This is a genomic window from Pedobacter punctiformis (assembly GCF_027213715.1).
GTDB classification, from domain to species: Bacteria; Bacteroidota; Bacteroidia; order Sphingobacteriales; family Sphingobacteriaceae; genus Pedobacter; species Pedobacter punctiformis.
In genome coordinates this window covers 166,239-190,606 of sequence record NZ_JAPWGM010000005.1, presented here as the reverse complement: position 1 = coordinate 190,606, position 24,368 = coordinate 166,239, and the positions used below count along the sequence as shown (strand labels likewise).

The 24,368-nt window shown below is 36.1% G+C and carries 23 protein-coding genes; 14 read left to right on the top strand and 9 right to left on the bottom strand.

Annotated features, from left to right (window positions below):
- Window positions 1-4 precede the first annotated feature (4 nt).
- Window positions 5-1,279, bottom strand: coding sequence for a DASH family cryptochrome (locus O0955_RS14755; RefSeq protein WP_269428326.1), 1,275 nt, complete (start codon window positions 1,277-1,279; stop codon window positions 5-7).
- Window positions 1,280-1,463: 184 nt separating this feature from the next.
- Here O0955_RS14755 and O0955_RS14750 point away from each other — a divergent pair, with 184 nt between their 5' ends.
- Window positions 1,464-3,080 carry a DUF4139 domain-containing protein gene (locus O0955_RS14750; RefSeq protein ID WP_269428325.1) on the top strand — a complete coding sequence of 539 codons (1,617 nt, stop codon included), beginning with the start codon at window positions 1,464-1,466 and terminating at the stop codon, window positions 3,078-3,080.
- 117 nt (window positions 3,081-3,197) lie between these two features.
- Window positions 3,198-4,130, top strand: coding sequence for a TIGR01777 family oxidoreductase (locus O0955_RS14745; protein WP_269428324.1), 933 nt, complete (start codon window positions 3,198-3,200; stop codon window positions 4,128-4,130).
- Between the two features lie 14 nt (window positions 4,131-4,144).
- Here the strand turns inward: O0955_RS14745 and O0955_RS14740 are convergent, their stop codons facing one another.
- On the bottom strand, window positions 4,145-5,185 hold the full coding sequence (locus O0955_RS14740; RefSeq protein WP_269428323.1) for a hypothetical protein: 1,041 nt from the start codon (window positions 5,183-5,185) through the stop codon (window positions 4,145-4,147).
- A 353-nt stretch (window positions 5,186-5,538) separates the two neighbouring features.
- On the opposite strand from O0955_RS14740, the gene O0955_RS14735 reads away from it, so the two are divergent.
- The 12 genes from O0955_RS14735 (at window position 5,539) to O0955_RS14680 (ending at window position 15,334) form a co-directional block, all read left to right on the top strand.
- Window positions 5,539-5,736 carry a hypothetical protein gene (locus O0955_RS14735; RefSeq protein WP_269428322.1) on the top strand — a complete coding sequence of 66 codons (198 nt, stop codon included), beginning with the start codon at window positions 5,539-5,541 and terminating at the stop codon, window positions 5,734-5,736.
- A gap of 280 nt (window positions 5,737-6,016) precedes the next feature.
- Window positions 6,017-7,459: an ATP-binding protein gene (locus O0955_RS14730; RefSeq protein WP_269428321.1), complete on the top strand. Its 1,443-nt coding sequence runs from the start codon at window positions 6,017-6,019 to the stop codon at window positions 7,457-7,459.
- 10 nt (window positions 7,460-7,469) lie between these two features.
- Window positions 7,470-8,135: a response regulator gene (locus O0955_RS14725; protein ID WP_269428320.1), complete on the top strand. Its 666-nt coding sequence runs from the start codon at window positions 7,470-7,472 to the stop codon at window positions 8,133-8,135.
- A gap of 151 nt (window positions 8,136-8,286) precedes the next feature.
- On the top strand, window positions 8,287-8,493 hold the full coding sequence (locus O0955_RS14720) for a hypothetical protein (protein WP_269428319.1): 207 nt from the start codon (window positions 8,287-8,289) through the stop codon (window positions 8,491-8,493).
- 273 nt (window positions 8,494-8,766) lie between these two features.
- Window positions 8,767-9,099, top strand: a complete 333-nt coding sequence (locus O0955_RS14715; protein WP_269428318.1) for a YegP family protein — start codon at window positions 8,767-8,769, stop codon at window positions 9,097-9,099.
- Window positions 9,100-9,109: 10 nt separating this feature from the next.
- Entirely contained in the window at window positions 9,110-10,174 is a 1,065-nt protein-coding gene (locus tag O0955_RS14710; RefSeq protein WP_269428317.1) for a type I restriction endonuclease, read from the top strand.
- A gap of 6 nt (window positions 10,175-10,180) precedes the next feature.
- On the top strand, window positions 10,181-10,570 hold the full coding sequence (locus O0955_RS14705; RefSeq protein ID WP_269428316.1) for a DUF6804 family protein: 390 nt from the start codon (window positions 10,181-10,183) through the stop codon (window positions 10,568-10,570).
- Between the two features lie 4 nt (window positions 10,571-10,574).
- Window positions 10,575-10,982, top strand: a complete 408-nt coding sequence (locus tag O0955_RS14700) for a hypothetical protein (RefSeq protein ID WP_269428315.1) — start codon at window positions 10,575-10,577, stop codon at window positions 10,980-10,982.
- Window positions 10,983-10,988: 6 nt separating this feature from the next.
- Window positions 10,989-12,317: a hypothetical protein gene (locus tag O0955_RS14695; RefSeq protein ID WP_269428314.1), complete on the top strand. Its 1,329-nt coding sequence runs from the start codon at window positions 10,989-10,991 to the stop codon at window positions 12,315-12,317.
- A 10-nt stretch (window positions 12,318-12,327) separates the two neighbouring features.
- Window positions 12,328-13,164, top strand: coding sequence for a hypothetical protein (locus tag O0955_RS14690; RefSeq protein WP_269428313.1), 837 nt, complete (start codon window positions 12,328-12,330; stop codon window positions 13,162-13,164).
- A 253-nt stretch (window positions 13,165-13,417) separates the two neighbouring features.
- Window positions 13,418-13,966, top strand: a complete 549-nt coding sequence (locus O0955_RS14685; protein ID WP_269428312.1) for a thermonuclease family protein — start codon at window positions 13,418-13,420, stop codon at window positions 13,964-13,966.
- A 66-nt stretch (window positions 13,967-14,032) separates the two neighbouring features.
- The gene (locus tag O0955_RS14680; RefSeq protein WP_269428311.1) at window positions 14,033-15,334 is read left to right on the top strand and encodes a cryptochrome/photolyase family protein; all 1,302 of its coding nucleotides are present in this window, start codon (window positions 14,033-14,035) and stop codon (window positions 15,332-15,334) included.
- Here O0955_RS14680 and O0955_RS14675 read toward each other — a convergent pair.
- The 7 genes from O0955_RS14675 to O0955_RS14645 form a co-directional block, all read right to left on the bottom strand.
- Window positions 15,324-16,217 carry an FKBP-type peptidyl-prolyl cis-trans isomerase gene (locus O0955_RS14675; protein ID WP_269428310.1) on the bottom strand — a complete coding sequence of 298 codons (894 nt, stop codon included), beginning with the start codon at window positions 16,215-16,217 and terminating at the stop codon, window positions 15,324-15,326. The genes O0955_RS14680 and O0955_RS14675 overlap by 11 nt on opposite strands.
- 6 nt (window positions 16,218-16,223) lie before the next feature.
- A complete protein-coding gene (locus O0955_RS14670; RefSeq protein WP_269428309.1) occupies window positions 16,224-16,673 on the bottom strand; it encodes an FKBP-type peptidyl-prolyl cis-trans isomerase in 450 nt (149 codons plus the stop codon).
- A 176-nt stretch (window positions 16,674-16,849) separates the two neighbouring features.
- Window positions 16,850-18,643, bottom strand: a complete 1,794-nt coding sequence (locus O0955_RS14665) for an acyl-CoA dehydrogenase family protein (protein ID WP_269428308.1) — start codon at window positions 18,641-18,643, stop codon at window positions 16,850-16,852.
- Window positions 18,644-18,749: 106 nt separating this feature from the next.
- The gene (locus tag O0955_RS14660) at window positions 18,750-19,928 is read right to left on the bottom strand and encodes an acetyl-CoA C-acyltransferase (RefSeq protein WP_269428307.1); all 1,179 of its coding nucleotides are present in this window, start codon (window positions 19,926-19,928) and stop codon (window positions 18,750-18,752) included.
- A gap of 60 nt (window positions 19,929-19,988) precedes the next feature.
- Window positions 19,989-22,394 carry a 3-hydroxyacyl-CoA dehydrogenase/enoyl-CoA hydratase family protein gene (locus O0955_RS14655; protein ID WP_269428306.1) on the bottom strand — a complete coding sequence of 802 codons (2,406 nt, stop codon included), beginning with the start codon at window positions 22,392-22,394 and terminating at the stop codon, window positions 19,989-19,991.
- A gap of 13 nt (window positions 22,395-22,407) precedes the next feature.
- Complete coding sequence (locus tag O0955_RS14650; protein WP_269428305.1) at window positions 22,408-22,842, bottom strand: MarR family winged helix-turn-helix transcriptional regulator; 435 nt, start codon at window positions 22,840-22,842, stop codon at window positions 22,408-22,410.
- A gap of 135 nt (window positions 22,843-22,977) precedes the next feature.
- On the bottom strand, window positions 22,978-24,300 hold the full coding sequence (locus O0955_RS14645; protein ID WP_269428304.1) for a DUF6089 family protein: 1,323 nt from the start codon (window positions 24,298-24,300) through the stop codon (window positions 22,978-22,980).
- Window positions 24,301-24,368 lie beyond the last annotated feature (68 nt).

The following is a 24,368-nucleotide window of genomic DNA, read 5'->3' as shown; positions in this document are numbered from 1 at the left end:
TAGATCAGGAAGCCCAGGTTAAGGCATAATTTCCTTTTGGATCGAGGCTTTTAATGTTCTTATCCAAATCGAAAACATTTTTTGTTTTCTGATCGTTGCCTACGCCTGCAATATTAGCCCAGTTGCCCCAGTTACTGGCAGGATTATAATCAATAAGTTTTTCTTCAAAATAAGCTGCACCTAAAACCCAGCTCACTTCTAAATTATTAATCAGATAAAGTGCGGCAGTTTGTCTGGCCACATTGGTAATGTAACCTGTTTTATTAAGCTCAGTCATCACGGCATCAACAACTGCAAATCCGGTTTGACCGTTTTTCCACTTGTTAAAGTTTTCTTCTTCATTTACAAGATCAACAATGCCCTGGCTACCAAAACCATCGGGATGAAAAAACGTATTTCCATACTTTTTAAACATAAATCGGAAATAATCTCTCCACAGCAGGCCTAATAAAATATGATTAAACATGGCTTTGGTATTTGGGGTACTTTCCATTTTTTTTATCTCCCAGTAAACTTTACGCGGAGATAAATTACCCATAGCCAGCCAGGCAGATAGTTTTGAAGCTAAAATTAAATTTTTGGTTGTTGCAGCTTGTTGCATGGCCACAATAATTTTTTGCAAATGACTTATTCCTGCATGTTCACCGCCCACAAATTCCAGTTCTGCACGGCTGTCTGCGGCGTATGGTTCCAGAGCCAGATCAGCCAAAACAGGCAATGTTCCCCAATCTATTACTTCGGCAACATTAATCCGGTCTGGAGCAGCAAAACAAGGCTTAATAATGGCATCACGTTCAATTTTCTTCTTAAACTGATTAAAGGCATCAGGAATATCTTTAATCGGAAATGGTAAGTCTTCTTTATTATATAAGGTATGGCCAATAAAATGTTTTAAATTAATGCGAAGCTTCCAAAGTCCATTTTCAACCAGCGAGGAGATATGGGTTTCTTCTTCTGCAACTTCCCGGTGGTGGTAAACTTCGGTAATTTCGTAATCCTGAACCAATTGTGGAATAATATCTTCAGGGTTGCCCTCTGCAATAAGCAGGTTACCTCCAATTTGTTTTAAAGAGTTTCTTAAGGCTTCAACGCTTTCCAGTATAAATTTGGCTCTGATGTTTCCAGTTTTTAAGGTACCGTATTTTGTTTCACCAAAAAGGCGCTTATCAAGAATATAAACTGGCAAAATTGTATCGGATTTAGCAATTGCCTCTACCAGCATTTCATTATCATGCAGACGAAGATCGTTTCTAAACCAAACTAGAATTTTTTTGGACATCTTTTAAGGAAAAAGGGTATTAAGAACGCAATTACAAATTTATCTATTTTTCTCTCGGCGAACAAAAATGAGTGATATTCTTTACAAATAGCCAACAAAAACCTACATCATTTATGGAAAATCATCATCTGATACATCCTCTTCTTAAAATGGAGATTTTCTAAACACATAATAAGGAAAATAAATGAAAAAACTACTAATTACTTTGCTATTCCCATTGAGTTTGTCTGCTCAGCAACAAATTAAATCTAAAGCCGCACTGGAAAGTGTAACGGTTTACAATAATGGCGCTCAACTTACGCATAAAGGAAAGGTTAATCTTCCTGCAGGAACATCAGAAATTGCAATTAATAATATATCGGGCAGTGTAAATGAAAACTCGGTACAGGTTGGCGTTTCTTCAGGTGTTACTATTCTTTCTGTACAGTTTAACCGTGATTTTTTAAACTCAGATGCTGAAAACCCCACGTTAAAAAAATTAAACGATAGTTTAAAAATCGTTTCAGTCGAACTGGTTAAAACAAAAAACAGCAAAACCATTGAGGAGCAGACTTTGGTTTTGTTAGACGAGAACAGAAAATCGGGTGGTACAAATACCGGAACTAATGTTGCCGAACTGATGAAACTGGCAGAGTATTACCGCAGTAAAAATGCTGAGGTTAGAAATACAATTGCAGCATTAACATTGGTTGAAGATAAACAAAATCAAAAAATACAGGCTTTTCAGCAACAAATTGCAGAACTCAGAAATAACCCGAATCAACAACTGGGCCAGTTGGTTTTACAGGTAATGTCTAAAGAAACTGCTGAGGCTAGTTACAACGTTTCTTATGTAACTCCAAATGCAAACTGGAGGGCAAGTTATGACATTAAAGCATTAAACATTTCTAATCCTTTGGCAGTAGTATATAAAGCGGCCATTACACAAAATACAGGTTTAGACTGGAAAAAAGTTAAACTGTCTTTATCTACCGGAAACCCAAATTACAACATCACCGCTCCAAATTTAAATCCGTGGTTTGTATCAACCTATCAGCAACAAATCAGAATCAGAGGAATGGCTTCTCCTATTGTAAATGAAAAAGACGAGCTGAGAGAAGTTGTGGTGACAGGTTATGGTAAAGCTGATAAAAAAGCAAACACTACTTATTCAGCTTCCACCATAAACAATTATACAACTGTAAACGAAAGCCAGCTTGGTGTAACTTTCGATATCGATATTCCTTATGATGTGAACAGTGATAACAAACCACATACCGTTGCCTTTAAAGAGTACGAAGTTCCGGCGAAATACAAATACTATGCTGCACCAAAATTAAGCGCTGATGCTTATCTGCTTGCCGATGTTACCGATTGGGAAAAATTAAACCTGCAGGCTGGAGATGCCAACATTATTTTTGAAAATACGTATACCGGAAAATCTTATATAAACCCGGAAAGTATTAGGGATACGTTGAGCCTGAGCATGGGTAAAGACAAAAAAATCATCATCAAAAAAGAAAAACTGGCCGATTTTAGCAGCACCAAATTTATTGGAAGCAATAAGAAACAAATGTTTACCTATACCATCACCATTCGCAACACGAAGAAGGAAGCAATAGATCTTTCAATTAAAGATCAATATCCTTTATCAACGGAGAGTGATATTGAAACCGAATTATTGGAAAGTAACGGTGCTGAAGTAAATAAGGAAACCGGAATGCTTTCGTGGCAACTTAAATTAGCACCAAACGAAACTAAGGTTTTAAGGTTGAGCTATACAGTTAAAGGGCCAAAGAATAAGCTAATCTCAGGGCTTTAATTGAGGTAAAGGAATTTAAAGCAGAAAGACTAAGGGCGAGATAAACCATTTAAAAAAATGTAATCAGACTAATTTACCCGTAGCGAAACCGTTTCGTATCTTTAGTGTTTTAAAAACATGGCTAAAAAGATTCTGATCACAGGCGCTACGGGTTTAGTAGGTACAGCACTAAAAAAGCACCTTTTAAATAAGGGCTATTTGGTTAATACGCTGTCACGGAAGGTAGAAAATGATCCTAATGCTTTTTTATGGGATGTTTACAAGCAACAAATCGATCCAAAGTGCATTGATGGGGTTGATGCCGTTGTTCATTTAGCTGGTGAACCTGTTGCAGATAAAAAATGGACCGCCGAACGTAAAAAACAAATTATAGACAGCCGTATAAAATCGACCGGATTGCTCTTTAAAATCATAAAAGAGCATCGGGATCATCAAATAAAATCTTTCATTTCGGCCTCTGCCGTTGGTTATTATGGCGATTGCGGAGATGAAATATTAACAGAAGAAAGTCCGAACGGGTATGGTTTTTTAGCTGAATGCTGTAAACTTTGGGAAGATGCCGTAGAGGAAGGCCGGAAATTAAGTTTAAGAGTTGTAAAGCTTCGTACCGGTATTGTAATTACAAAAGCCGGAGGTGCCCTGCCCCAGCTGGATTTACCTGTGAGGATGTTTGCAGGTGCTGCCTTAGGTACAGGCAAACAATGGACGCCCTGGCTGCATATGGATGACATGGTAGGCATGTACACAGAAGCTATTGAAAACCTAAAAATGGAGGGGAGCTACAATGCTTGTGCGCCTAACCCTGCAACCAATACAAACCTTACTAAAACCATTGCTAAAGTATTGCACAGGCCTTTTTGGCCAATAAAAGTGTCTAAAGGTATTTTAGATTTAATATTAGGCGAAAGAACCGAAGCGGTATTGATGAGCAATAATACTTCTGCCCAAAAAATATTAGATGCAGGTTTTAAATTTAAGTTTACCCATTTGAAGGATGCTTTGGAGAATATTTATAGCCAAAAACAATCTAACGAATCATCAAAGGACTAATCATAAAAACGTATCTATTTATTCAAAATATACTCTTTCAATATGTATTCTGTTGTTGGTTTTAACCTTCTATCGTTGTATACCGGGTGAAAACCATCTGATGTATAAAATTCTGGTTTTCCACCTATTTTAACATACCAAACTTTACCCAGGGAGTTTAATGTAAGTGTATCAGGCTGGGTAATTCTCTTTAAATGGGCTACTTTCTGTGTGTCTAAAGCAATTATTGGTGTATCGCCTTTCTTCTGATCACAGACAATGGGTTGATATCGATCACCTGTCCAATACATGCAATCCTGGTTTAAAAATAACGAATTATAAACCCTGCCTTTTTTATTTCCCCAGAACTGAAAGGTCCCTGTCCCTACAACCAGCACCATTATACAAATCATTATGATTTTTAGTGTAGATATTGGCGGCTTACTATCTGATTCATCAATTGGAATTTTGGGGGTACCTTCCGGACTATCCTGTCCACCATTACCACTTTGAAAAGTCATAAACCCACCTGAGCCATTACTTTCTCCACTATCCTTCTTTCCCGCATCTTCTTCTAACTTTTCCACTTTCTCAATTTCCTGTTTATGTTCAGGGTGATTTTCAGTTAAATACGTCGGCGTAATCAAAGGTGAATTAGATAGTACATCTTCAATTGGCCTGGCGTGATCTTGACTTTCCGGGTCTTTTATTAAATTTATTTCACCTTGGCCACTCCTCCAGATACCATAACTTTTAAAGCCAACCAACCAGGCTAAAAGTTTCACAGCTTCCTCATCTCTAATATTTTGGTCAGATGTTAAGAAACCAACTAAAGGTCTGAATTTGTTCAGGTCAAATCGTTCAATACTTCTTATATAATCATTAAACTTATTTGTTGGATCAAAAAATGATCTAATCATTATATCATCTTCTTTTGAATGTCTTTCCGAAAAGATTTTGAGGCATTCTCTTTTCAATTTTGACCGGTTCGGATTCTCCATATTCGTGGAAAGTAAGCCTGCTTCTTTCTGTGCTAAATAGAAATCTAATACTGCCTTTTTATAATCTTCAAACATTTTCTAAAAATTAAAGCGTAAAAATAAAGCGGAATATCCGGAATTTTTACGGTTTTCCGGAATACTAATGGAAACAAAAGAAACTTCGGAATACCCTGATAGCTAATCATTTGACGCCCCCTACATTTGTATTGTTGATTAGCTCAAACAAAAAAACAAATAAAAAGCCGATTAACAAAAAGAGTAGAAATCGCGGTGGTTTATAACCGGTTTGGGAAGCAGTAATAAGCTCCCGCGACAGACACTCACACTTCCCAAAAATTTTCAGAAGGCCTTCTGATTTACAATCGTAGCAGCCCCCGCGAATGGTCGCGGGGAACTACAAAGTATTTCATTTCTAAAATTTTTGAATCATGTTTTTACCATTATTTATTGCCATCCTATTAGGATTGGCTACTCCATCCAATACAAATCATTCTGGAAATTGCAACGGAACTACGACTACAGTTACCACTGCTGATTCTACCGAAGGCGATCCAAGCGATCCTGGTGATACCGATCCAGGTGAAGATACTGGCGGAGAAACTGGGCATACACCTATTAAAAATTAATTTATTATTAAAAGAGGAAAGATCTACTTTCCTCTTTTTTGATTACATAATTAACTAATTTAGTTGTGTGAAACAACTATTAACTCTCTTATTATTTTTCCCTTTCTTTTTTTCTTGTACTAAAAAAGAAAAAAAAATAACCAAAAGTCTAGTAAGATTAGATTACGAAAAAGCAAACGTCCTTCTTACTGAAAATCATTATGATAGTGCTTTTTATTATTACAACAAAGTAATTTCCTCTAATACTGATAGTCTACTGACTGGAAAATCCTTATTTAATATGGCGATCATTCAATCGGATCAGGGAGATTATTTTGGAAGTTACGAAACCGCAATTAAATCAATTGCTTATTTTGAACACACAGATAATTCTTATCTGGCAACAACATATAATACAATAGCCATAAATAAAACAAATTTAAAAGAATATAATGAGGCAATAAAGTGGTATCAAAAAGCAATTTCAGCTAAATCCGATTACAAAAATAGATTAATGTGGATGAACAACTTAGCTGTTGCCTACTATAAAACCCAAAATTACTTAGACGCTAAAGCTATTTACATAGATTTACTCCAAAATGATAGCGTAAAAAATGACAACATTCTTTTAACAAAAGTAATAGATAATTTTTCAAATGCGAAGTGGCTTCAAAATTCTAAATATAATGCGGCGCCTGAATTTTTAAAGGCTTTGCACATTCGGAAGAAAGAAAATGATCTATGGGGGCAAAACGCAAATTATGCTCACCTTGCAGATTATTACATGATAAAGCATCCTGATTCTGCTTTATTTTATGCTCAAAAAATGTATCACATTGCGCAAACGCTGGTTAGTCCTGATGATCAGCTGGAAGCATTACAAAAGTTAATAAAACTTAGTCCATCTAAAGAAACCAAGCATTTTTTTGAAATCTATACACATTTGGATGATAGTATTCAAACAGCCCGTAGTGCTGCCAAAAATCAATTTGCATTAATTAGATATGAGACAGAAAAGAACAAGGCTGATTTTTTGAAAGCTAAAGCGGAAAACATTGAAAAACAAAAAAACATCCTGATCCAAAACATCGGAATTGGCATTTTAATCATAATCTTAATCTCTGGTTATTTCTGGTATAGAAGACGACAAAAAATACTAAGGCAGGAGAAAGAAATTGAAGTTAAAAACACAGAAATAAAGTATGTAAAAAAGGTTCACGATCATGTAGCCAACCGGATTTACCAGATAATGGATGAGATAGACAACAGACCGGAAATGGAAAAAGATGAAGTTGCAGAAAAGCTTGATGTAATTTATCACATTTCAAGAGATCTCTCTTATGAAAGTATCGACACAAAATATAAACAGGGTTTTGCGAAAGCGCTTTCAAATATGTTTTCTTCTTATCAATCGGCAAAGGTTAACCTGGTTGTAAACGGAAATGAGGAGAAACTATGGAATAATGTAAAAGAAAGCGTTAAACCTGAACTTTTTGCCATTCTGCAAGAACTTATGACCAATATGAGTAAACATAGTGGGGCAGACCACGTACAACTGGATTTTCAACATGATAAGGAGCGCATAACGATTTTGTATTCGGATAATGGAAAAGGTATAGTGGATTTTTCGCCCGGAAACGGACTAAAAAATACGGAAACCCGTATTAAAAGTATTTCGGGTGTAATTACTTTTGACACTAAGCCCGAACAGGGACTTAATGTTAAACTCTCTTTTCCTTTATAAAAACATCATTATGTTCAAAAATGTATTAATCGTTGAAGACCATGAAATGGCAAATCTCTCCCTTCGCAGTGTTCTTAGCAATCTGGGTATTACAATAGCTGATACAGATTATGTATTTCAATGCGACAGTGCATTAACCCGGGTACAAAAGGCGCTTCGTGATGGCAAACCTTACGAGTTAATGATTACTGATCTTTCTTTTGACGATGATTATACTCAGCAAAAAATCTCTGATGGCAAAGAATTGATTAAAGCAGTAAAAAACGTGCAGCCGGATATAAAGGTATTGGTGTTTTCGAGTGAAAACCGGGCATTAATTGCCAATGCTCTTTTTAAAGAGCTGAACATTGATGCTTATGTTCCAAAAGCACGTCATGATGCGAAAGACCTTAAATCGGCTATAGAAACGATTTATAAAAACAAAAAATACGTTTCGTCTAATCTCAGACAAAAGGAAGAAAATATTCATCATTTTACAGAGTACGACAAGATGATTGTATCCTTACTGTCCAGCGGTAAAAGTCAGAAAGAAATGCCTGATCTTTTAAGAGAAAATAAGATGGAACCTTCAAGCCTGAGTGCTATTGAAAAACGTATTAATTTGATTAAAACAACATTAAACATTTCAAACAATCCTCAACTTATTGCGTATTGCATAGCCAATAAGATTATTTAGAATTAACGATTTCTGACCGGTTTTTATGTTCGGTCCAGACTCAATAACTAAATCTCCCTATTTTTTTAAGATTGCTCCTTTATGGCTTCCCATAAGGAATGTCTTTTACATCTGTATACTTTTGATATCAAATCAATTAAAAAAAATTAATATGAAAAAGTATTATGTAAATGAGAACGCCCAAAGTAATGGCGATCATGAGGTTCACCATGAAGATTGTAGATATTTACCTGCTGCCAGTAACAGAAAATATTTGGGAGAATACAACTCTTGTGAAGGAGCAGTAAAAGAAGCTAAAAAAACATATTCTACTGCAAACGGCTGTGAAACTTGTTCTAAGGCATGTCATACCCAGTAATTGTAGTGAATAGAACCTATGGATTAAACATAAACCTTGGCTTTTAATCCACAGGTTTTCAGAAAAATGCGGGAGATTGTTTTCTTATTAAAATGGGACAATCTCCCATTTCATTTATTATTCCGCCCATAATTAAACCTACCTCGATCATCCTTTTGATCAGAAAACAAGCACATTAAAATCTTTTTAAAAATAGTTACCGTGTTACGGTTTCCCGTAAAAAAAGGGGGCTTTATCTATATAGTTTTGAGGAACTAAACAATTAAAAACTATATGGGAAAATTCATAATCTCTCAAAGAAAAAATGAAGAATATCAGTTTAATCTGAAAGCTTCTAACGGACAAGTCATTTTAACGAGTGAGGGCTATACCGCTAAAGCGTCTTGTAAAAATGGAATTGAATCTGTAAAAACCAATGCGCCATTAGATTCGAGATACGACCGGAAGATTGCTAAAAACGGTCTATACTATTTTAATCTAAAGGCTGGAAATGGCGAAATTATTGGCACCAGTCAAATGTACACTTCAATTGGTGGCAGAGAAACCGGAATTGAATCGGTAAAGGCAAATGCACCCGGTGCAGAAATTATAGACGAAACCATTTAATTCAAAAACCATGGAACTCAAATTAAAGCTAGAGCAGCTCCAACAGCGTGTGTGTGGATTAAAAGATCAGATCAGTACAGAAGAGGCTACTAAAAATGCGTTTGTGTTGCCTTTTATACAAATGTTAGGTTACGATATTTTTAATCCGACAGAAGTAGTTCCGGAACACATTTGTGACATCGGCACTAAAAAAGGCGAAAAAGTAGATTACGTGATCAGAAAAAATGATGAGCCTATCCTCATTTTCGAATGCAAACACTGGAAGGAAAATGCAGATGCACATAACTCTCAGCTTCACCGGTATTACCATGTTTCGAAAGCAAGATTTGGGGTGTTGACTAACGGAACCATCTATAATTTTTATACGGATCTGGAAAAACCAAATATTATGGATGAGAAGCCTTTTTTAACTATTGACATTGAAGATTTAAAAGATAGTTCGATAAAGATTCTGGAAAACTTTACTAAAAACGAATACAATCTAGAAAGTATTCTTGATTCGGCTGAGGCATTTAAATATATCAAAGCCATAAAAAAAGAGTTTGAAAAAGAAATAGAAACTCCATCTGATGAAATTGTGAGGTTATTAGTGAATCGATTCTTCGACAAGCCATTAACGGCCAATCGAATGATTGCCTTTAAGGAATATACAAAAAAGGCATTAACGATTTCTATTAATGAATCTATCAGTTACCGGTTAAAATCTGCATTAAACATTAATGAAAAACTGGAAGCCCGGGACGACAACAAAGTAAATCCTGTGGATGAAAATAATGAGGTATCTAAAGTTATCACAACGGAAGAAGAAGCCGAAGCTTTTCAAATTGTAAAAGCGATTTTGAGGGAAAAAATCACTTCCGAAAGAATTGCTTCCCGTGATACTCAATCTTATTTTGGAATCTTACTGGATAATAATAACAGAAAGCCCATTTGCAGATTTCATTTTAACACGGTTAACAAATATTTAGAAATATTTCATAACGGCAAAGATGCAGGAGAAAAAGTACTGCTAAACAATCTGGACGAAATATATAATTATCGGGCTCAGCTACATAAAACCTTAGAAAATTATTAACTAAAAATGAAATCCCTATTCATCCTCTGCTCTGCTTCCTGTTTCATCGCCACATTAAAGTTACCTATCGAATATTACACTTTTCTAAGAATAGTGATTTCGTTAGGCTCAATTTTAATGATCTACGATCTTTTAAACCACAAAAATTATTCGTGGATAATCGTGTTTGTGGCTGTATTTATTTTTTTCAATCCTGTATTTCCAATCTATCTGCATCGAAAAAGCATCTGGCTTCCATTTGATATAGCTACCGGAATACTGTTTTTGCTCCTTGCATTTTTGAGAAAAAAAGACAAAGTAAAGGAAGAAAAAAATCAGGAACCTTTATCGCCTCCTAAACTCTATACCAGAGATCACATTATTGTACCCAAACCCTTAAAACAAAAAGAAAACTAATTATATGGAAATTTTTCAGATACCGGAAAACCTAAAAGCGCATTTCCTAAGACTTTATCAAATGGCTATTTGCGATGATAGCTTTAGCGCTCTGGAACTTAAAATGCTTTACAGATTTGCGGAGGAAAGAGGTATTACAGCCAGAAACCTGGATGAAATTCTTCTCAATCCTATCGATTCTAAAAATACATTACCAAATCTGATAGAAGAGAAGATAGACTATCTCTATGACCTTACAGTAATGATTTGGGCCGACGAAAAAATAGATGACAATGAAAGATCCGCTCTGGAAAAGTACATCAAGCTATTCGGATTTGTAGAAGAAAATGTTGTTGCAATTGCTGATTATTTTCTGGATTCCGTGAAGCAAGGTAAAACCAAAAGTGAAATTATTAATGAACTTCAAAACTAAAGCGTTATGACCATCCAAATTAAAAATTTATTTCGCCTAAAGTCTGTTACAGAATCTCAAAATGAAAAAGATGGCGTTACAGAAAATCAAACCGGAGAAACCGAGGAAGTAAGAAAAAGGACTTATCACGAAGCTGGATTTAGAGATGGATCTAGAAACATAGGTGGCTCACAAGCACTATCCATATGTTTAAATGCCATTTATGCTAAATTTCAGAATGAGGAAAAAGAACTTGTAGATAAACAAAGGCAAATTAAAGAGCCGTATATAAACGAACAAAAAAATAAAGAAACCGAGGTAAAGGCACTTACCGTAAGTAAAGAGAATAAAGAAGAACAAATTGCCAGGACGGATGCCAACATCAGGTCAGTAAAAGATAGCGTTGAAGCTTTAAAATTCGAAATTAATGATTTGGCCAGAGATCCTGAAAAGTACCATATAAAAGCAACGAAAGGAGCTTCTACAAAGTTTTGGATTGGATTAATTATTCTCATTCCGATAAGTTTATATCTATTTACTTTTTATGTCTCTACATCTTATTCTGCTTTTTTCAAAACTTTTGATCCCAATAGTAATTTAATGATGAATGTTTTAGACCCAAAAGCTTTTGAAAAGGCCTGGAATGATGGAACGCTTGAGGGTGCATTTGTTTCCTTAATTCCATTTGTATTTTTAGGTTTGGGGTTCTTAATCCACATGTTCAGTGAAAATAAAAGTTTTGCAAATTACCTCAAAATAGGTGTTTTAGTTATGGTTACATTTGTATTTGATGCCATTCTGGCTTATCAGATTGAGGAAAAGATCTACGATTTGAATAAAACTTTCGATTCGCCTCCTTTTAATTTACCTATTGCTTTTACCAGGATTCAATTTTGGGGAATTATCTTCGCAGGATTTATTGTATATGTTATCTGGGGATTGGTTTTTGATTTTATCATGAAAGAGCATAAAGAAAAAGATAAGATAAAACATGAACAACAAAAACGACAAAAAGATATTCTCATTCATCAGGAAAGGGTTTCAGACCTTGATAAACAGAAGGAACTATTTATTAAAGAGCTCAATGCCATTAAAGAACTTATTGCTAAAGCTCAGGGAAGGATTGGAGAGTTGCAAAGAATAATTGATGCAGTTATCATCCCTACAAAAGAATACGTTCTATATGCTTCGGAATATGTGCAGGGATGGATCACATTTATTAATGAAAAGTTATTTGTTTCGAGAACAGAGAATCAGAATTTGATAAAAGAATGTATCGAAGTATACAATAATCATTGCGAGGGAGTGGGCGCAAAAGAAGATTCTCAAAATTCCATTTATTTATCTGTAGTCTAATCCAAATATTATGAAATCAAAAATTTTACTCTTAATCCTGATTCTTTCACTTTCAATAAGTTCTAAAAAAGTAAGTGCTCAGAATCTTAACATTAGTTTTCTATTGGATTTATCAGACCGAATAGATCCTAAAAAATATCCTGAATTTTACCAAAGAGATGTTCAGTATATCAAATCTGTAGAAAAGGCATTTATCGCTCACATAAAGCAGAAGAAAATAATTCAGTTGAATGATCAAATACAAGTTTACTTCAATCCCGAACCTAAAAACCCTGAAATCAATAAATTAAGTCAACAATTAAAGGCAAATTTTGACAAAACCTCCAGTAAAGGCAGTATTTTGAGTTTGGACAAAACCTTTTCGGAGATCCCCATAAAAATCTATCAATCTGCTATTAAGGATGGCCAATTTATTGGTTCGGATATTTGGAAATTTTTTAAAAATAATGTTCGGGATTATTGTATCAAAGATAATCATAGAAATATTTTAATCATCCTGACAGATGGTTATATGTATCACAAGGACAGTAAATTTTTAGAAGGAAACAAAAGCTCTTTTATAACACCAGACTTCATTCGATCAAGGAAACTTATATCTTCTGATTATAAAGCAATCATGGTAAAAAACAAACTTGGCTTTATTCCTGTAACCAACAATTTAAAAGATCTGGAGATTATTGTTCTGGGGATTAACGCTTCTAAGAAAAATCCTTATGAAGAGGATGTAATTAATCAATACTGGGCAGATTGGTTCAGGGCTATGAATGTAAAAAAGTTCTATATAAAATCTGCTGATTTACCAGCAAACTTAGACCCGGTTATACAGAAGATTATTCTGGAAAAATAAAATTGATTCTGTACCTTAAAAATAAATTACTTCATTAGTAAACCCCCTATTTATTCATCATTATGAAAACGCTTTTATTATTAATGTTATTCTTAAATAATTTTGTTAGCAAGGAATCAACAACAGTGTATATTTGCGACAGTGGTAACACAAAAAAATATCACTATGATTCCAAATGTCGTGGATTGAGTAATTGTGGTTACAAGATTGTACAATCTACACTAGACAAAGCAAAAAAGGACGGAAAAACATTATGTGGTTGGGAAAAGTAATTACGCTCGTTTTATTTTTAACATTTAACTCCGCATTCATTCAGCATATGGATGGGCAGGTAATTGATATAAACTTAAAAAATCAAACTTTCATTGCTAAAGTAATCCGGATTATGGATGGTGATACAATGGAAGTTTTATATCAAAATACACCCGTCAAAATACGTTTGGCCCATATTGATTGTCCTGAAAAAAGAGGCTCGCAGCCCTTTGGCAATAATGCAAAAAAGACGTTGTCAGATTTATGTTTCGGGCAACAGGTAACGGTTCATGGAGCAAAATATGACCGGAATAAGAGATTGATTGCCGTTGTTTTCAACAATAAAAATCAAAATGTAAATCAGGAAATGGTGAAAAAGGGAATGGCCTGGCATTTCAAGAAATATTCTACCGATACGGTATATGCCAAATTGGAAACCGATGCCAGAAAAAACAAAACAGGGTTATGGCATGACCATAACCCTACTCCACCCTGGGAATGGCGAAAATCAAAGCACAGTACTACAGCCTTAGAAAAGATATCAAAATAATAACACCTGAAATGAAACCTGTTTTCCATTCGGCTGTTATTACCTTTGAAAATACCTTGTTTAATAATGAAGAAAACGATTAGCATTTGCTGGTTTCGGCGTGATTTACGTTTAGAAGATAATGCCGCTTTTTACCATGCATTAAAAAGTGATTATCCGGTTCTCCCCTTGTTTATTTTTGATCAGCATATCCTGGATAAATTTTCAAAAGATGATGCCAGAGTAGCCTTTATTCATCAAACTATTGAAAAACTAAAACAGGAACTGCAAAAGCATGGTGCTGATATATTGGTTAAATATGGCAAAGTTGAAAAAATATGGCCGGCAGTTTTAAAAGAATATGAGGTAAAAGAAGTTTATACCAATCATGATTATGAACCTTATGCCCGCAAGCGTGACGATGATGTAGCTGAGTATTTAACCAGTGAAAAAATTGCCTTCAAAACATTTAAAGACCAGGTTATTTTTGAAAAGGACGAGATCTTAAAATCTGACCGGACTCCTTATACGGTATTTACTCCTTTTTACAGACAATGGCAGGCTAAATTGAATGATTTTTACACCAGGGCTTATTTGACAAAAAAGCACTTTAAAAACCTTTTCCAAACTAAACATCTGCCTTACCCAACCTTACAGGAAATGGGCTTTGAACAGGGTAATCTTCAATTTCCTAAAGTTGATTATAAAAACAAATTGGATAACTATGCTAAAGAACGCGATTACCCCGCATTGGATGGCACTACACATATTGGCCTTCATTTAAGATTCGGGACTTTAAGCATTCGTAAAGCGGTTGCAGATGCTATTGCGGCTAAATCCACTGTTTGGCTATCGGAATTGGCCTGGAGGGAATTTTACATGGCTATTCTTTGGCATTTTCCATATGCTGCTTTTGATTCTTTTAAAAAGCAATACGATAAAATAAAATGGCGCAATAATGAAACAGAATTTAAAGCCTGGTGTACCGGAAATACGGGATATCCTATTGTTGATGCAGGCATGAGACAGCTTAACCAAACCGGATGGATGCACAATAGGGTGAGAATGATTGTAGCAAGTTTTTTAACCAAACACTTACTTATAGACTGGCGTTGGGGCGAAACCTATTTTGCCGGAAAATTACTGGATTATGAAATGGCCAGTAACGTGGGCGGATGGCAATGGGCAGCTGGTTCGGGCAATGATGCGGCTCCGTATTTCAGGGTTTTTAATCCGGAACTGCAAACTAAAAAATTTGACCGGGAGCTGGAATACATCAAAAAGTGGGTCCCTGAATTCGGGACAAAAAAATATGCCCAACCTATAGTTGAGCATACTCTTGCAAGAGAAAGAATTTTAAAAGTTTTTAAGGAAGCGCTTAATTCGTAGCGCTTACAATTTCAATATCAAAATCTAATGTTGTATTTGCAGGGATTGTTGCTACGCCTGTAGAGGGATCAACACTACCTGAAGGACCGTAAGCCAATACAGAAGGAATGAAAAGCCTAACTTTAGCACCTGGTGCATAGTTTTTCAAAATGCCCCATCCTTTAATTACGTTGTTTAAAGTTGTAGAGAATGTACCATCAGTAGATGAATCGAAAACCGTACCGTTTAAAAATCTACCTGTATATTTTACCACTAAAGTAGTTTGATCGGTAATAACTGTTCCGGGGGTACCTGCACTGGTTACTACCGTATATATTCCGGTAGCGGCATCTTTAACCGCAGTAACTTTGTTTGCTGTTAAATAGGTTTGAATATAATAATCGTCTAACTGCCATTGCTTTCTAAAATCTAAGGTATTTACGTAAGTATCTAAAATTGCATTAGATGGTACGTTTAACGATGTATTTCCGTTTTTGCCATAAGCAAGGTGTGAAGGAATTAAGAGTCTAACCTTAGCGCCATACTTTTGACCAATAAGTGCCTTACCCCAACTGCCATTAAATGTGCCTATCATATATCCAAAATATGTTCCACTCACTCCATAAGTTGGCGAGGTATAATAAGTGGTTGCATCTGTTATAGATTTCTCCTGATAGGTAAAATAAACTGAATCTTTGTTTGCAAAAACATCACCTGTTCCTGGTGTAACAACCTGATAATAAACACCTGTAGCATCTTTTGTCATATTAAGATTATTCTTCTTAATATAAGCCTGAATAGCAGTATCATCTACGCTTTCAATAGATTCATATTCCTTTTTACAAGAGGTAAATAATACGGCAGCTGCTAAAAGCGAAAATAAAGCAATAGTATATTTTTTCATTCTATGTTATTGTACGTTTATTAATTGTATGGTAAAATCTAAAACAGAATTGGCAGGAATAGTACCTACTGCACGATTTCCATAGCCCAAATCAGGAGGTATAATCAGCCTGATTTCTCCACCTTTTTGAATTAAAGGGATTCCGATTTGCCAACCTTCAATTAAACCTGCTAATGGGAAGGTTTGTTCCTGTCCATTGCCATTGTCAAATACATTTCCATTTAATAAACGGCCTTCGTATTTGATGGTAATTTTTGTATTTGAAGGGTAGGTAAATGTTCCACTTCCGGGTTTTATAATCTGATAATACAAACCCGATTCGTGTTTAACTGCATTAATGTTGTTTGCTTTAATAAATTCTGTCATTTGCTTGTCTTCACTTTCCGTTTTCTTACAGGCTGAAAAGATTATTATGCCAATAAAAAATATTAAAGTTAATTTAATTCTAACCATCATTCGCAAAAATAGGTTTTTAATACGGATGCTACAATTTTTAACCTATTTTAACATTCATGTTTAGGGTATAGGCATTAGAATGTTTGAAATAAATTTCTGTTTTAAATGCAAAAAGGTTCAAGATCCGGACATTTCAGCATCCTTATCTTAAACCTTTAAGTTGTTAATTTTTTATTTTAGAAGATGTATTTATTGGCCTCAATTAATTGTTGGGCAACTCTTTGGCGGGCTTCTTTTACATTAAATGGTTCTACTTTAGTAAACCTGCGTAAACCAACCAGCATCATGCGTTGTTCATCACCTTCTGCAAAAGCCCAAAGTGCTTCTTTCCCTGCTTTGGCAACACCGTCTACGGCTTCAACTAAATAAATTCTTAATAAATCTAACTGACCAGTGGTTGCTTCTTCTCCCCGCATGCTTACTAATTTTTCGGTTCTGAGTAAAGCAGATTCAAGCACATAAACATAACTGGCCATATCGGCAATGTTCATCAAAATTTCCTGTTCTTTACTTAAAGTCATCATCAGTTTCTGTACCGCAGCACCGGCTACCATCAGGGTCGCTTTTTTCAGGTTAGACAATACTTTTTTCTCTGCTGCAAATAAGGTGGCATCTTCTTCGCCAAAGTCAGGAATGCTCATTAATTCTGCAGCCACAGCAGTAGCCGGCGTCATTAAATCCAACTCTCCTTTCATGGCACGTTTCAACATCATATCAACAGTTAACAAACGGTTAATTTCATTCGTTCCTTCGAAAATCCTATTGATTCTGGCATCACGATAAGCCCTGTCCATTGGTGCATCAGCGCTAAAGCCCATACCCCCATAAATTTGAACACCTTCATCAACGGCATAATCCAAAGCTTCGGAGCCCCAAACCTTTAAGATTGCGCATTCTACAGCAAACTGTTCAACAGATTTTAACCTGGCTTTACCAGACTCCATTCCGCCTGCAACTAATTGATCATAGGTATCGTCGATATTCTGTCCTGCTCTGTAATTCGCGGCATCAACTGCATATAGTTTGGAAGCAATTTCAGCAATTTTAAAACGAATTGCACCGTATTTAGAAATCGGGCGACCGAATTGAATCCGTTCATTTGAATAATTAATTGCGGTACTCAGGGTTGCTTTTGAAGCACCGATAGCTGCTGCTGATAATTTGATTCGGCCAATGTTCAGAATGTTTACGGCAATTTTAAAGCCGTTTTCTCTGTCACTTAACATATTCTCAACTGGTACAGGGCAGTCATTAAAGAAAACCTGACGGGTTGACGAGCCTTTAATACCCATTTTGTGTTCTTCAGGATTCATGGTAATACCACCGAAATCTTTCTCAACAATAAAAGCAGTTAAATTTTTATCATCGTCTATCTTTGCAAAAACAATAAAAATATCCGCAAAACCACCATTGGTGATCCACATTTTTTGCCCGGTGATGATGTAGTGTTTTCCATCTTCACTTAGCCTGGCTTTCGTTTTTCCGGAGTTTGCATCCGAACCCGAATTGGGTTCAGTTAAGCAATAGGCAGCCTTCCACTCACCAGAACCCAGTTTAGGAATATATTTGGCCTTTTGCGCTTCGTTACCATAATATAAAATTGGCAATGTACCGATTCCGGTATGCGCTGAAAGTGCAACAGCAAATGAATGCCCGGCACCCACCACATCTGCGACCAGCATTGAAGTATTGAAATTTTTTCCAAAACCTCCGTATTCTTCAGGAACAGAAACGCCTAAAATACCCAGTTCGCCTGCTTTGGTTAAAAGCGATGGCATTAATTCCGGATCTTCCTGTTTGTCTATTTTATCTAAATTCGGATAAACTTCAGCAGCTAAAAAATCGCGGCAAGTTTGCGCAATCATTTGCTGCTCTTCATCAAATTCTTCAGGGATAAACACATCCTGATACACGGTGTCCTTTACTAAAAATTCACCACCTTTAATTGTCTTTTTTTCAGTTGTTTCCATTGTTATAGTATCTAGTAGCGAGTATCAACAGAGGAGATAATCACTTAATTTTATATTTAACGAAAAGTATTTGCTTTCCAATTTTCTTTTTTGCCGTTATGGTAAGTTACAGCAACTCAAAAATACCTGCTGCGCCCTGGCCGGTACCTACGCACATGGTAACCATACCATATTTTTTGTCCTGTCTTTTTAATTCATTCATCATCTGAACAGTTAACTTTGCACCTGTACAACCAAGCGGGTGCCCCAGAGCAATTGCTCCTCCGTTAACATTAATAATATCGGGGTTTAAACCTAAGGTTCTGATAATCGCTAAAGATTGAGAAGCAAAAGCTTCATTCAGCTCAATAAGATCAATATCATCTTGTTTTAAACCTGCTTGTTTTAAAGCTTTTGGAATGGCTTCAATTGGCCCGATACCCATAATTCTTGGCGGCACACCTGCAACGCCATAACTTACCAGCCTGGCGATTGGCTCTGCATTCAGTTCTTTCATTTTCTTTTCAGAAACCACTAAAACGAATGCTGCACCGTCAGAAGTTTGCGAAGAGTTACCAGCAGTAATGCAACCATTAGCATCAAAAACAGGCTTTAGTTTTGCCAGTTTATCTAAAGTTGTATCTGCACGTGGCCCTTCATCTGTATCGACTACATAAGAACGGGTTTTCTTTTTCAGATTGGCATCCAGGTAATTTTCATTCACGGTGATTGGCAAAATTCCATCTTTCAAATGACCATTTTTAATGGCATGGACAGCTTTTTCGTGAGATTTTAAAGAAAATACATCCTGATCTTCACGGTTTACATTATATTCTTTAGCCACTGCTTCAGCGGTTAGGCCCATACCCCAATACCAATCCGGATTATTTTTGGCAACATCTGCATTGGGTACCAGTTTCCATCCACCAAAAGGCATTCCGCTCATCACTTCAACACCTCCGGCGATAATGCAATCGGCCATGCCTGCTTTAATTTTAGCAACTGCGGTTGCAATTGTATCTAAACCTGATGCGCAATAACGGTTAACGGTTACACCCGGAACTTTGTCGGTATCCAAACCCATCAGCGAAATCATACGGGCAATATTTAAACCCTGCTCTGCCTCCGGTGTAGCGTTACCTACAATTACATCATCAATTTGTTCGTTATCTAAATTCGGAACCGATGCTACTAAAGCTCTGATCACTTCGGCAGCCAAATCATCAGCTCTTGTAAAACGGAATACGCCACGGGGTGCTTTACCTACTGCTGTACGATATCCTGCTATAATATATGCCTCTTGCATTTTATTAGATTTGAGATTTGATGTTGAAGCTAGCTTCAACATCAAATCGTGTTAAACTTCTTAATTTCTTAAAGGTTTTCCTTTAGTAATAATAGATTGAATTCTTTCAAGAGATTTTCTTTCTCCGGCCAGCGATAAAAATGCTTCTCTTTCCAAATCCAATAAATATTGTTCAGTTACTTCAGTAGGAGACGATAAATCGCCACCGCACATTACATAACCTAATTTTTCAGAAATCTTTTTATCATGTTCAGAAATATAATGTCCTGCGTACATGCTGTTGGCACCTGCATAAACAATTCCCAATCCTTGTTTCCCTAAAACCTTAATGTCATTACGCTGAACAGGTTTTGTATAACCGGCATCAGCCAATTCAATTGCTTTAGCTTTTGCATCGGCTAGTAATCGGTTGCGGTTCATAGAAATGGAGAATTTATCTTTTTGCAAATAACCCAGTTCATAAGCTTCATATCCTGAGGTAGAAACTTTAGCCATACCAATGGTCAGGAAACGATCTTTCAAAGCATTTTGAACAATCTGATCATCTTTAAATTCATCAGAAGCACGTAAAGCGAACTCTTTTGTTCCACCACCACCAGGAATTACGCCTACACCAAACTCGACCAAACCCATATAAGTTTCGGCAGAAAGCTGAACGTGATCTGCGTGTAAACTAAACTCACAACCACCACCCAGGGTTAAATTATGAGGGGCCACCACCACAGGAATAGAAGAGTAACGGATGCGCATTGAAGTATTCTGGAACATTTTAATGGCCATATTCAATTCATCCCACTCCTGCTCTACTGCCATCATAAAGATCATCCCTACATTGGCTCCGGCAGAGAAATTTGCTCCATCGTTACCAATTACCAATCCACGATAATCTTTTTCAGCCATATCAATAGCTTTATTAATGCCCGAAATCACATCGCCACCAATGGTGTTCATTTTGGTATGAAATTCTACATTCAAAATGCCATCGCCTAAATCTATGATTGAAACACCAGAATTTTTCCAGAGGGTTTTGTGCTCGCGAAGGTTATCTAAAATGATAAATTCTTCAGAGCCTGGTAAAGCTTTATAAGATTTCGATGGAATATCGTAGTATTTTTTAATTCCGTTTTCTACTTTATAGAATGAAGTATTTCCGGCATCAAGCATTTCTTTAACCCAGGCAGCAGCTTTGTTTCCGTATTGCTCCATTCCTTCAATAGCTTCTTTAATGCCAACGGCATCCCAAAGCTCAAAAGGACCAAGTTCCCAGCCAAAGCCTGCACGCATGGCATCATCAATGCGATACAATTCATCAGAAATTTCAGGGATTCTATCGGAAACATATTCAAATAAACCGAATGAAGAGTGACGGAATAATTCGCCTGCTTTATCTTTTCCTTTTGCAAAAATCTTCATGCGCTCACGCAGATTTTCAACCGGCTTGGTCATTTCAAGTGTGGCCGATTTTACTTTTTGCTGAGGTTTATATTCCAGTGTTTTTAAATCAAGCGCAAGGATTTCTGTTTTTCCTTCTGCTGTTTTAGTTTTTTTGTAGAAACCTTGTTGAGTTTTATCTCCCAGCCACTTGTTCTCTTCCATTTTTTGCACATAGGCCGGAAGTTTAAACAGTTCGTGGGCTTTATCATCAGGACAGTTATCATATAGTCCTTTTGCAACCTTAATCATGGTATCTAAACCCACAACATCCGAAGTACGGAAAGTAGCAGATTTTGGTCTGCCCAAAGCAGGGCCGGTAAATTTATCAACTTCCTCAACTGTTAAATCCAGTTTATCAACCAAATGCAAAAGTGCCATAATGGAATAAACCCCTACGCGGTTGGCAATAAATGCCGGAGTATCTTTACATAAAACAGTCGTTTTACCCAAAAACTTATCTCCATAATGCATCAGAAAATCAACAATTTCTGGTCGAGTATGTGGTGTTGGAATAATTTCCAGCAGTTTTAAATAACGGGGAGGATTAAAAAAGTGTGTACCGCAGAAATGTGCTTTAAAATCATCACTTCTTCCTTCAGCCATTAAATGAATAGGAATACCAGAAGTATTTGAAGTAATTAAGGTGCCTGGTTTGCGAAATTGCTCTACTTGTTCGAAAACTTTTTTCTTGATGTCTAAATTTTCGACAACAACTTCAATTACCCAGTCAAAACCAGCAATTTTCGACATGTCATCATCGAAATTACCCGTTTTAATTTTGTTTAATGCTTTTTTAGAATAAACCGGAGAAGGATTGGTTTTTACAGCTGTTTGCAAAGCTGTGTTTACAATCCGGTTTTTTACTGCCGGATTATCCAGCGTTAATCCTTTTGCCTGCTCTTCCGGGCTTAGTTCTTTCGGGGCAATATCCAACAGCAAAACCTCTACGCCGATATTAGCGAAGTGGCATGCTATACGCGATCCCATAATACCTGAACCTAAAACAGCAACTTTATTTATGCTTCGTTTCATTATAAATTATGATTTAATCAACAGTATATGCTACAGTAATTTCATTTAACTTAATTAACAGATTAATGAATGTTTCTTTTTCCTTTTTAGAGAAATGTTCATCGAGATACTCATTAAATTTACGAACAACACCTTTGGCAAGATGTTTTTTTTCTTTTCCAAAAGCGGTTAGAAAAATTTTAACAGAACGTTTATCACCGGCAGCCGTTTCGCGGTAAATTAAATTGCTTTCTTCCATGTTATTCAACATCCTTGACAGGCTTGTTGCCTTTACGCCAAGTAGTGCTGCCAAATTTGAAACTGCTGTACCTTGCTCATCATCTATATTAATCAGCATATAACCAATGGCCTGTGTAATGCCAAAACCGGCAGCCATCTGATTATATTTATTAAACATATTTTGCCAGGCAAACTTAATGTGATAATCCAGTGTTTGTTGTTGTTTCATTTAGCTAATTTATTATGCTTGCATAACAAAGCTAACGAATGTATTTTGTTAATGCAAGAGGAATCTGCATATTTTTTGTCAAAAAAAAACGCCCCAGATTTGCATCGGAGGCGTTCAAGATCAGTTGAAAACTGACTAGTATAATGTAAATTCTACACGACGGTTTTGTTGACGACCTGCTGCAGTTTTGTTTGTTGCAATTGGTTGACCCATTCCGTAACCTGTAGCTTCGATTCTTGAAGCATTAGCACCCTGAGATACTAAATAAGCTTTTACAGATTCTGCTCTGTCTTTAGATAAACGTAAGTTTAATTCTTTTGAACCAGTGTTATCTGTGTGACCAGCTAATTTTAAGCTGAAGTTTTTCTCAATTAATAAAGCTGCAACGCGGTTTAAAGTAGCATAAGATTTAGAGCGGATAGTTGCTTTACCTAAATCGAATTCTAAGTTTTTAATTGCATCAGCAACTACTTTACGATCTGCTTCAGTTACGATTACTTTTTCAGTAATTTGTGGAGCAGGCACTTTTAATGGGCAACCAGCACCATCAACTACAGTACCAGCTGGAGTTCCAGGGCATTTATCTAATTTATCTGCAACACCATCACCATCAGCATCCGCTAATAAGTTGCTCATTTCTGAACGTAATTTTGCGTTTTCAGCTTTTTGAGCATCAAGATCTGATTTTAAACCATCAGCAGTTTGTTTTGCTTTTAAAGCCTCATCATAAGTTAAAGCTACCGGGTTGTGGAAAGCCAATTGTTTTCCAGTACCTAAAGCAAATTCTAAACCTGCATAAGCATAGTTATATTTATCATTTCCACCCCTGTTGTAACCGTCTAAGTTATCACCATCAACAAAGTTGATTGTCCAGCCTAAATCAAAGTTAATACCGTCAGAAATTTTAAATTTAGCACCAACACCTACCGGAATAATTAATTCTTTAATGGTTTTGTCGCCTGCGTATAATGAAGTACCTGAAGCCGTAGTAATCGTTGGTTTGTAACCAGCTAAACCAGCACCAGCTGAAGTATAAAGTTGTAATACATTCTCTTTTTTAAACATATCGATGTTAAACAAGTTAACAACCGCATTTAAACTTCCTGAATATTCTAATTCAGTTGAGAAAGCTTTTACAGGGCTGTTGTTAACTAAACCACTTTCATAAGCTTCTGTATTATCACCTTTTAATTTACCTCTAACTCCGTCTAAACGTAAAGAGAAATAAGGAGTGAATTGTTTTTTAATGTAAAGACCGTAACCTAAACTTGATTTGTTGTTACTGAAGTCATTTTTTCCTCCCAGTGGAGAAAGTGGCGTTAATACACCTGCGTTTACACCAATTGACCAAGTTCTTAATTTGGCTGCTGTTGCAGCCGGTTCCTGAGCTTGTGCTACTGATCCGACAAATAAACCGGCTAGTACAACCGGTAGTGATTTAAATAGTTGTGATTTCATATCTTTTTTAAATAACGTGAATAAGCGTTGCCCTCTTACAACAATCCCCATACCAAAAAGCAGACATT

What these genes read in the sequence shown, in the direction of transcription:
- O0955_RS14755 (WP_269428326.1), bottom strand. Translation starts at nt 1,279, where the DNA reads ATGTCCAAAAAAATTCTAGTTTGGTTTAGAAACGATCTTCGTCTGCAT.
- O0955_RS14750 (WP_269428325.1), top strand. Translation starts at nt 1,464, where the DNA reads ATGAAAAAACTACTAATTACTTTGCTATTCCCATTGAGTTTGTCTGCT.
- O0955_RS14745 (WP_269428324.1), top strand. Translation starts at nt 3,198, where the DNA reads ATGGCTAAAAAGATTCTGATCACAGGCGCTACGGGTTTAGTAGGTACA.
- O0955_RS14740 (WP_269428323.1), bottom strand. Translation starts at nt 5,185, where the DNA reads ATGTTTGAAGATTATAAAAAGGCAGTATTAGATTTCTATTTAGCACAG.
- O0955_RS14735 (WP_269428322.1), top strand. Translation starts at nt 5,539, where the DNA reads ATGTTTTTACCATTATTTATTGCCATCCTATTAGGATTGGCTACTCCA.
- O0955_RS14730 (WP_269428321.1), top strand. Translation starts at nt 6,017, where the DNA reads ATGGCGATCATTCAATCGGATCAGGGAGATTATTTTGGAAGTTACGAA.
- O0955_RS14725 (WP_269428320.1), top strand. Translation starts at nt 7,470, where the DNA reads ATGTTCAAAAATGTATTAATCGTTGAAGACCATGAAATGGCAAATCTC.
- O0955_RS14720 (WP_269428319.1), top strand. Translation starts at nt 8,287, where the DNA reads ATGAAAAAGTATTATGTAAATGAGAACGCCCAAAGTAATGGCGATCAT.
- O0955_RS14715 (WP_269428318.1), top strand. Translation starts at nt 8,767, where the DNA reads ATGGGAAAATTCATAATCTCTCAAAGAAAAAATGAAGAATATCAGTTT.
- O0955_RS14710 (WP_269428317.1), top strand. Translation starts at nt 9,110, where the DNA reads ATGGAACTCAAATTAAAGCTAGAGCAGCTCCAACAGCGTGTGTGTGGA.
- O0955_RS14705 (WP_269428316.1), top strand. Translation starts at nt 10,181, where the DNA reads ATGAAATCCCTATTCATCCTCTGCTCTGCTTCCTGTTTCATCGCCACA.
- O0955_RS14700 (WP_269428315.1), top strand. Translation starts at nt 10,575, where the DNA reads ATGGAAATTTTTCAGATACCGGAAAACCTAAAAGCGCATTTCCTAAGA.
- O0955_RS14695 (WP_269428314.1), top strand. Translation starts at nt 10,989, where the DNA reads ATGACCATCCAAATTAAAAATTTATTTCGCCTAAAGTCTGTTACAGAA.
- O0955_RS14690 (WP_269428313.1), top strand. Translation starts at nt 12,328, where the DNA reads ATGAAATCAAAAATTTTACTCTTAATCCTGATTCTTTCACTTTCAATA.
- O0955_RS14685 (WP_269428312.1), top strand. Translation starts at nt 13,418, where the DNA reads ATGTGGTTGGGAAAAGTAATTACGCTCGTTTTATTTTTAACATTTAAC.
- O0955_RS14680 (WP_269428311.1), top strand. Translation starts at nt 14,033, where the DNA reads ATGAAGAAAACGATTAGCATTTGCTGGTTTCGGCGTGATTTACGTTTA.
- O0955_RS14675 (WP_269428310.1), bottom strand. Translation starts at nt 16,217, where the DNA reads ATGAAAAAATATACTATTGCTTTATTTTCGCTTTTAGCAGCTGCCGTA.
- O0955_RS14670 (WP_269428309.1), bottom strand. Translation starts at nt 16,673, where the DNA reads ATGATGGTTAGAATTAAATTAACTTTAATATTTTTTATTGGCATAATA.
- O0955_RS14665 (WP_269428308.1), bottom strand. Translation starts at nt 18,643, where the DNA reads ATGGAAACAACTGAAAAAAAGACAATTAAAGGTGGTGAATTTTTAGTA.
- O0955_RS14660 (WP_269428307.1), bottom strand. Translation starts at nt 19,928, where the DNA reads ATGCAAGAGGCATATATTATAGCAGGATATCGTACAGCAGTAGGTAAA.
- O0955_RS14655 (WP_269428306.1), bottom strand. Translation starts at nt 22,394, where the DNA reads ATGAAACGAAGCATAAATAAAGTTGCTGTTTTAGGTTCAGGTATTATG.
- O0955_RS14650 (WP_269428305.1), bottom strand. Translation starts at nt 22,842, where the DNA reads ATGAAACAACAACAAACACTGGATTATCACATTAAGTTTGCCTGGCAA.
- O0955_RS14645 (WP_269428304.1), bottom strand. Translation starts at nt 24,300, where the DNA reads ATGAAATCACAACTATTTAAATCACTACCGGTTGTACTAGCCGGTTTA.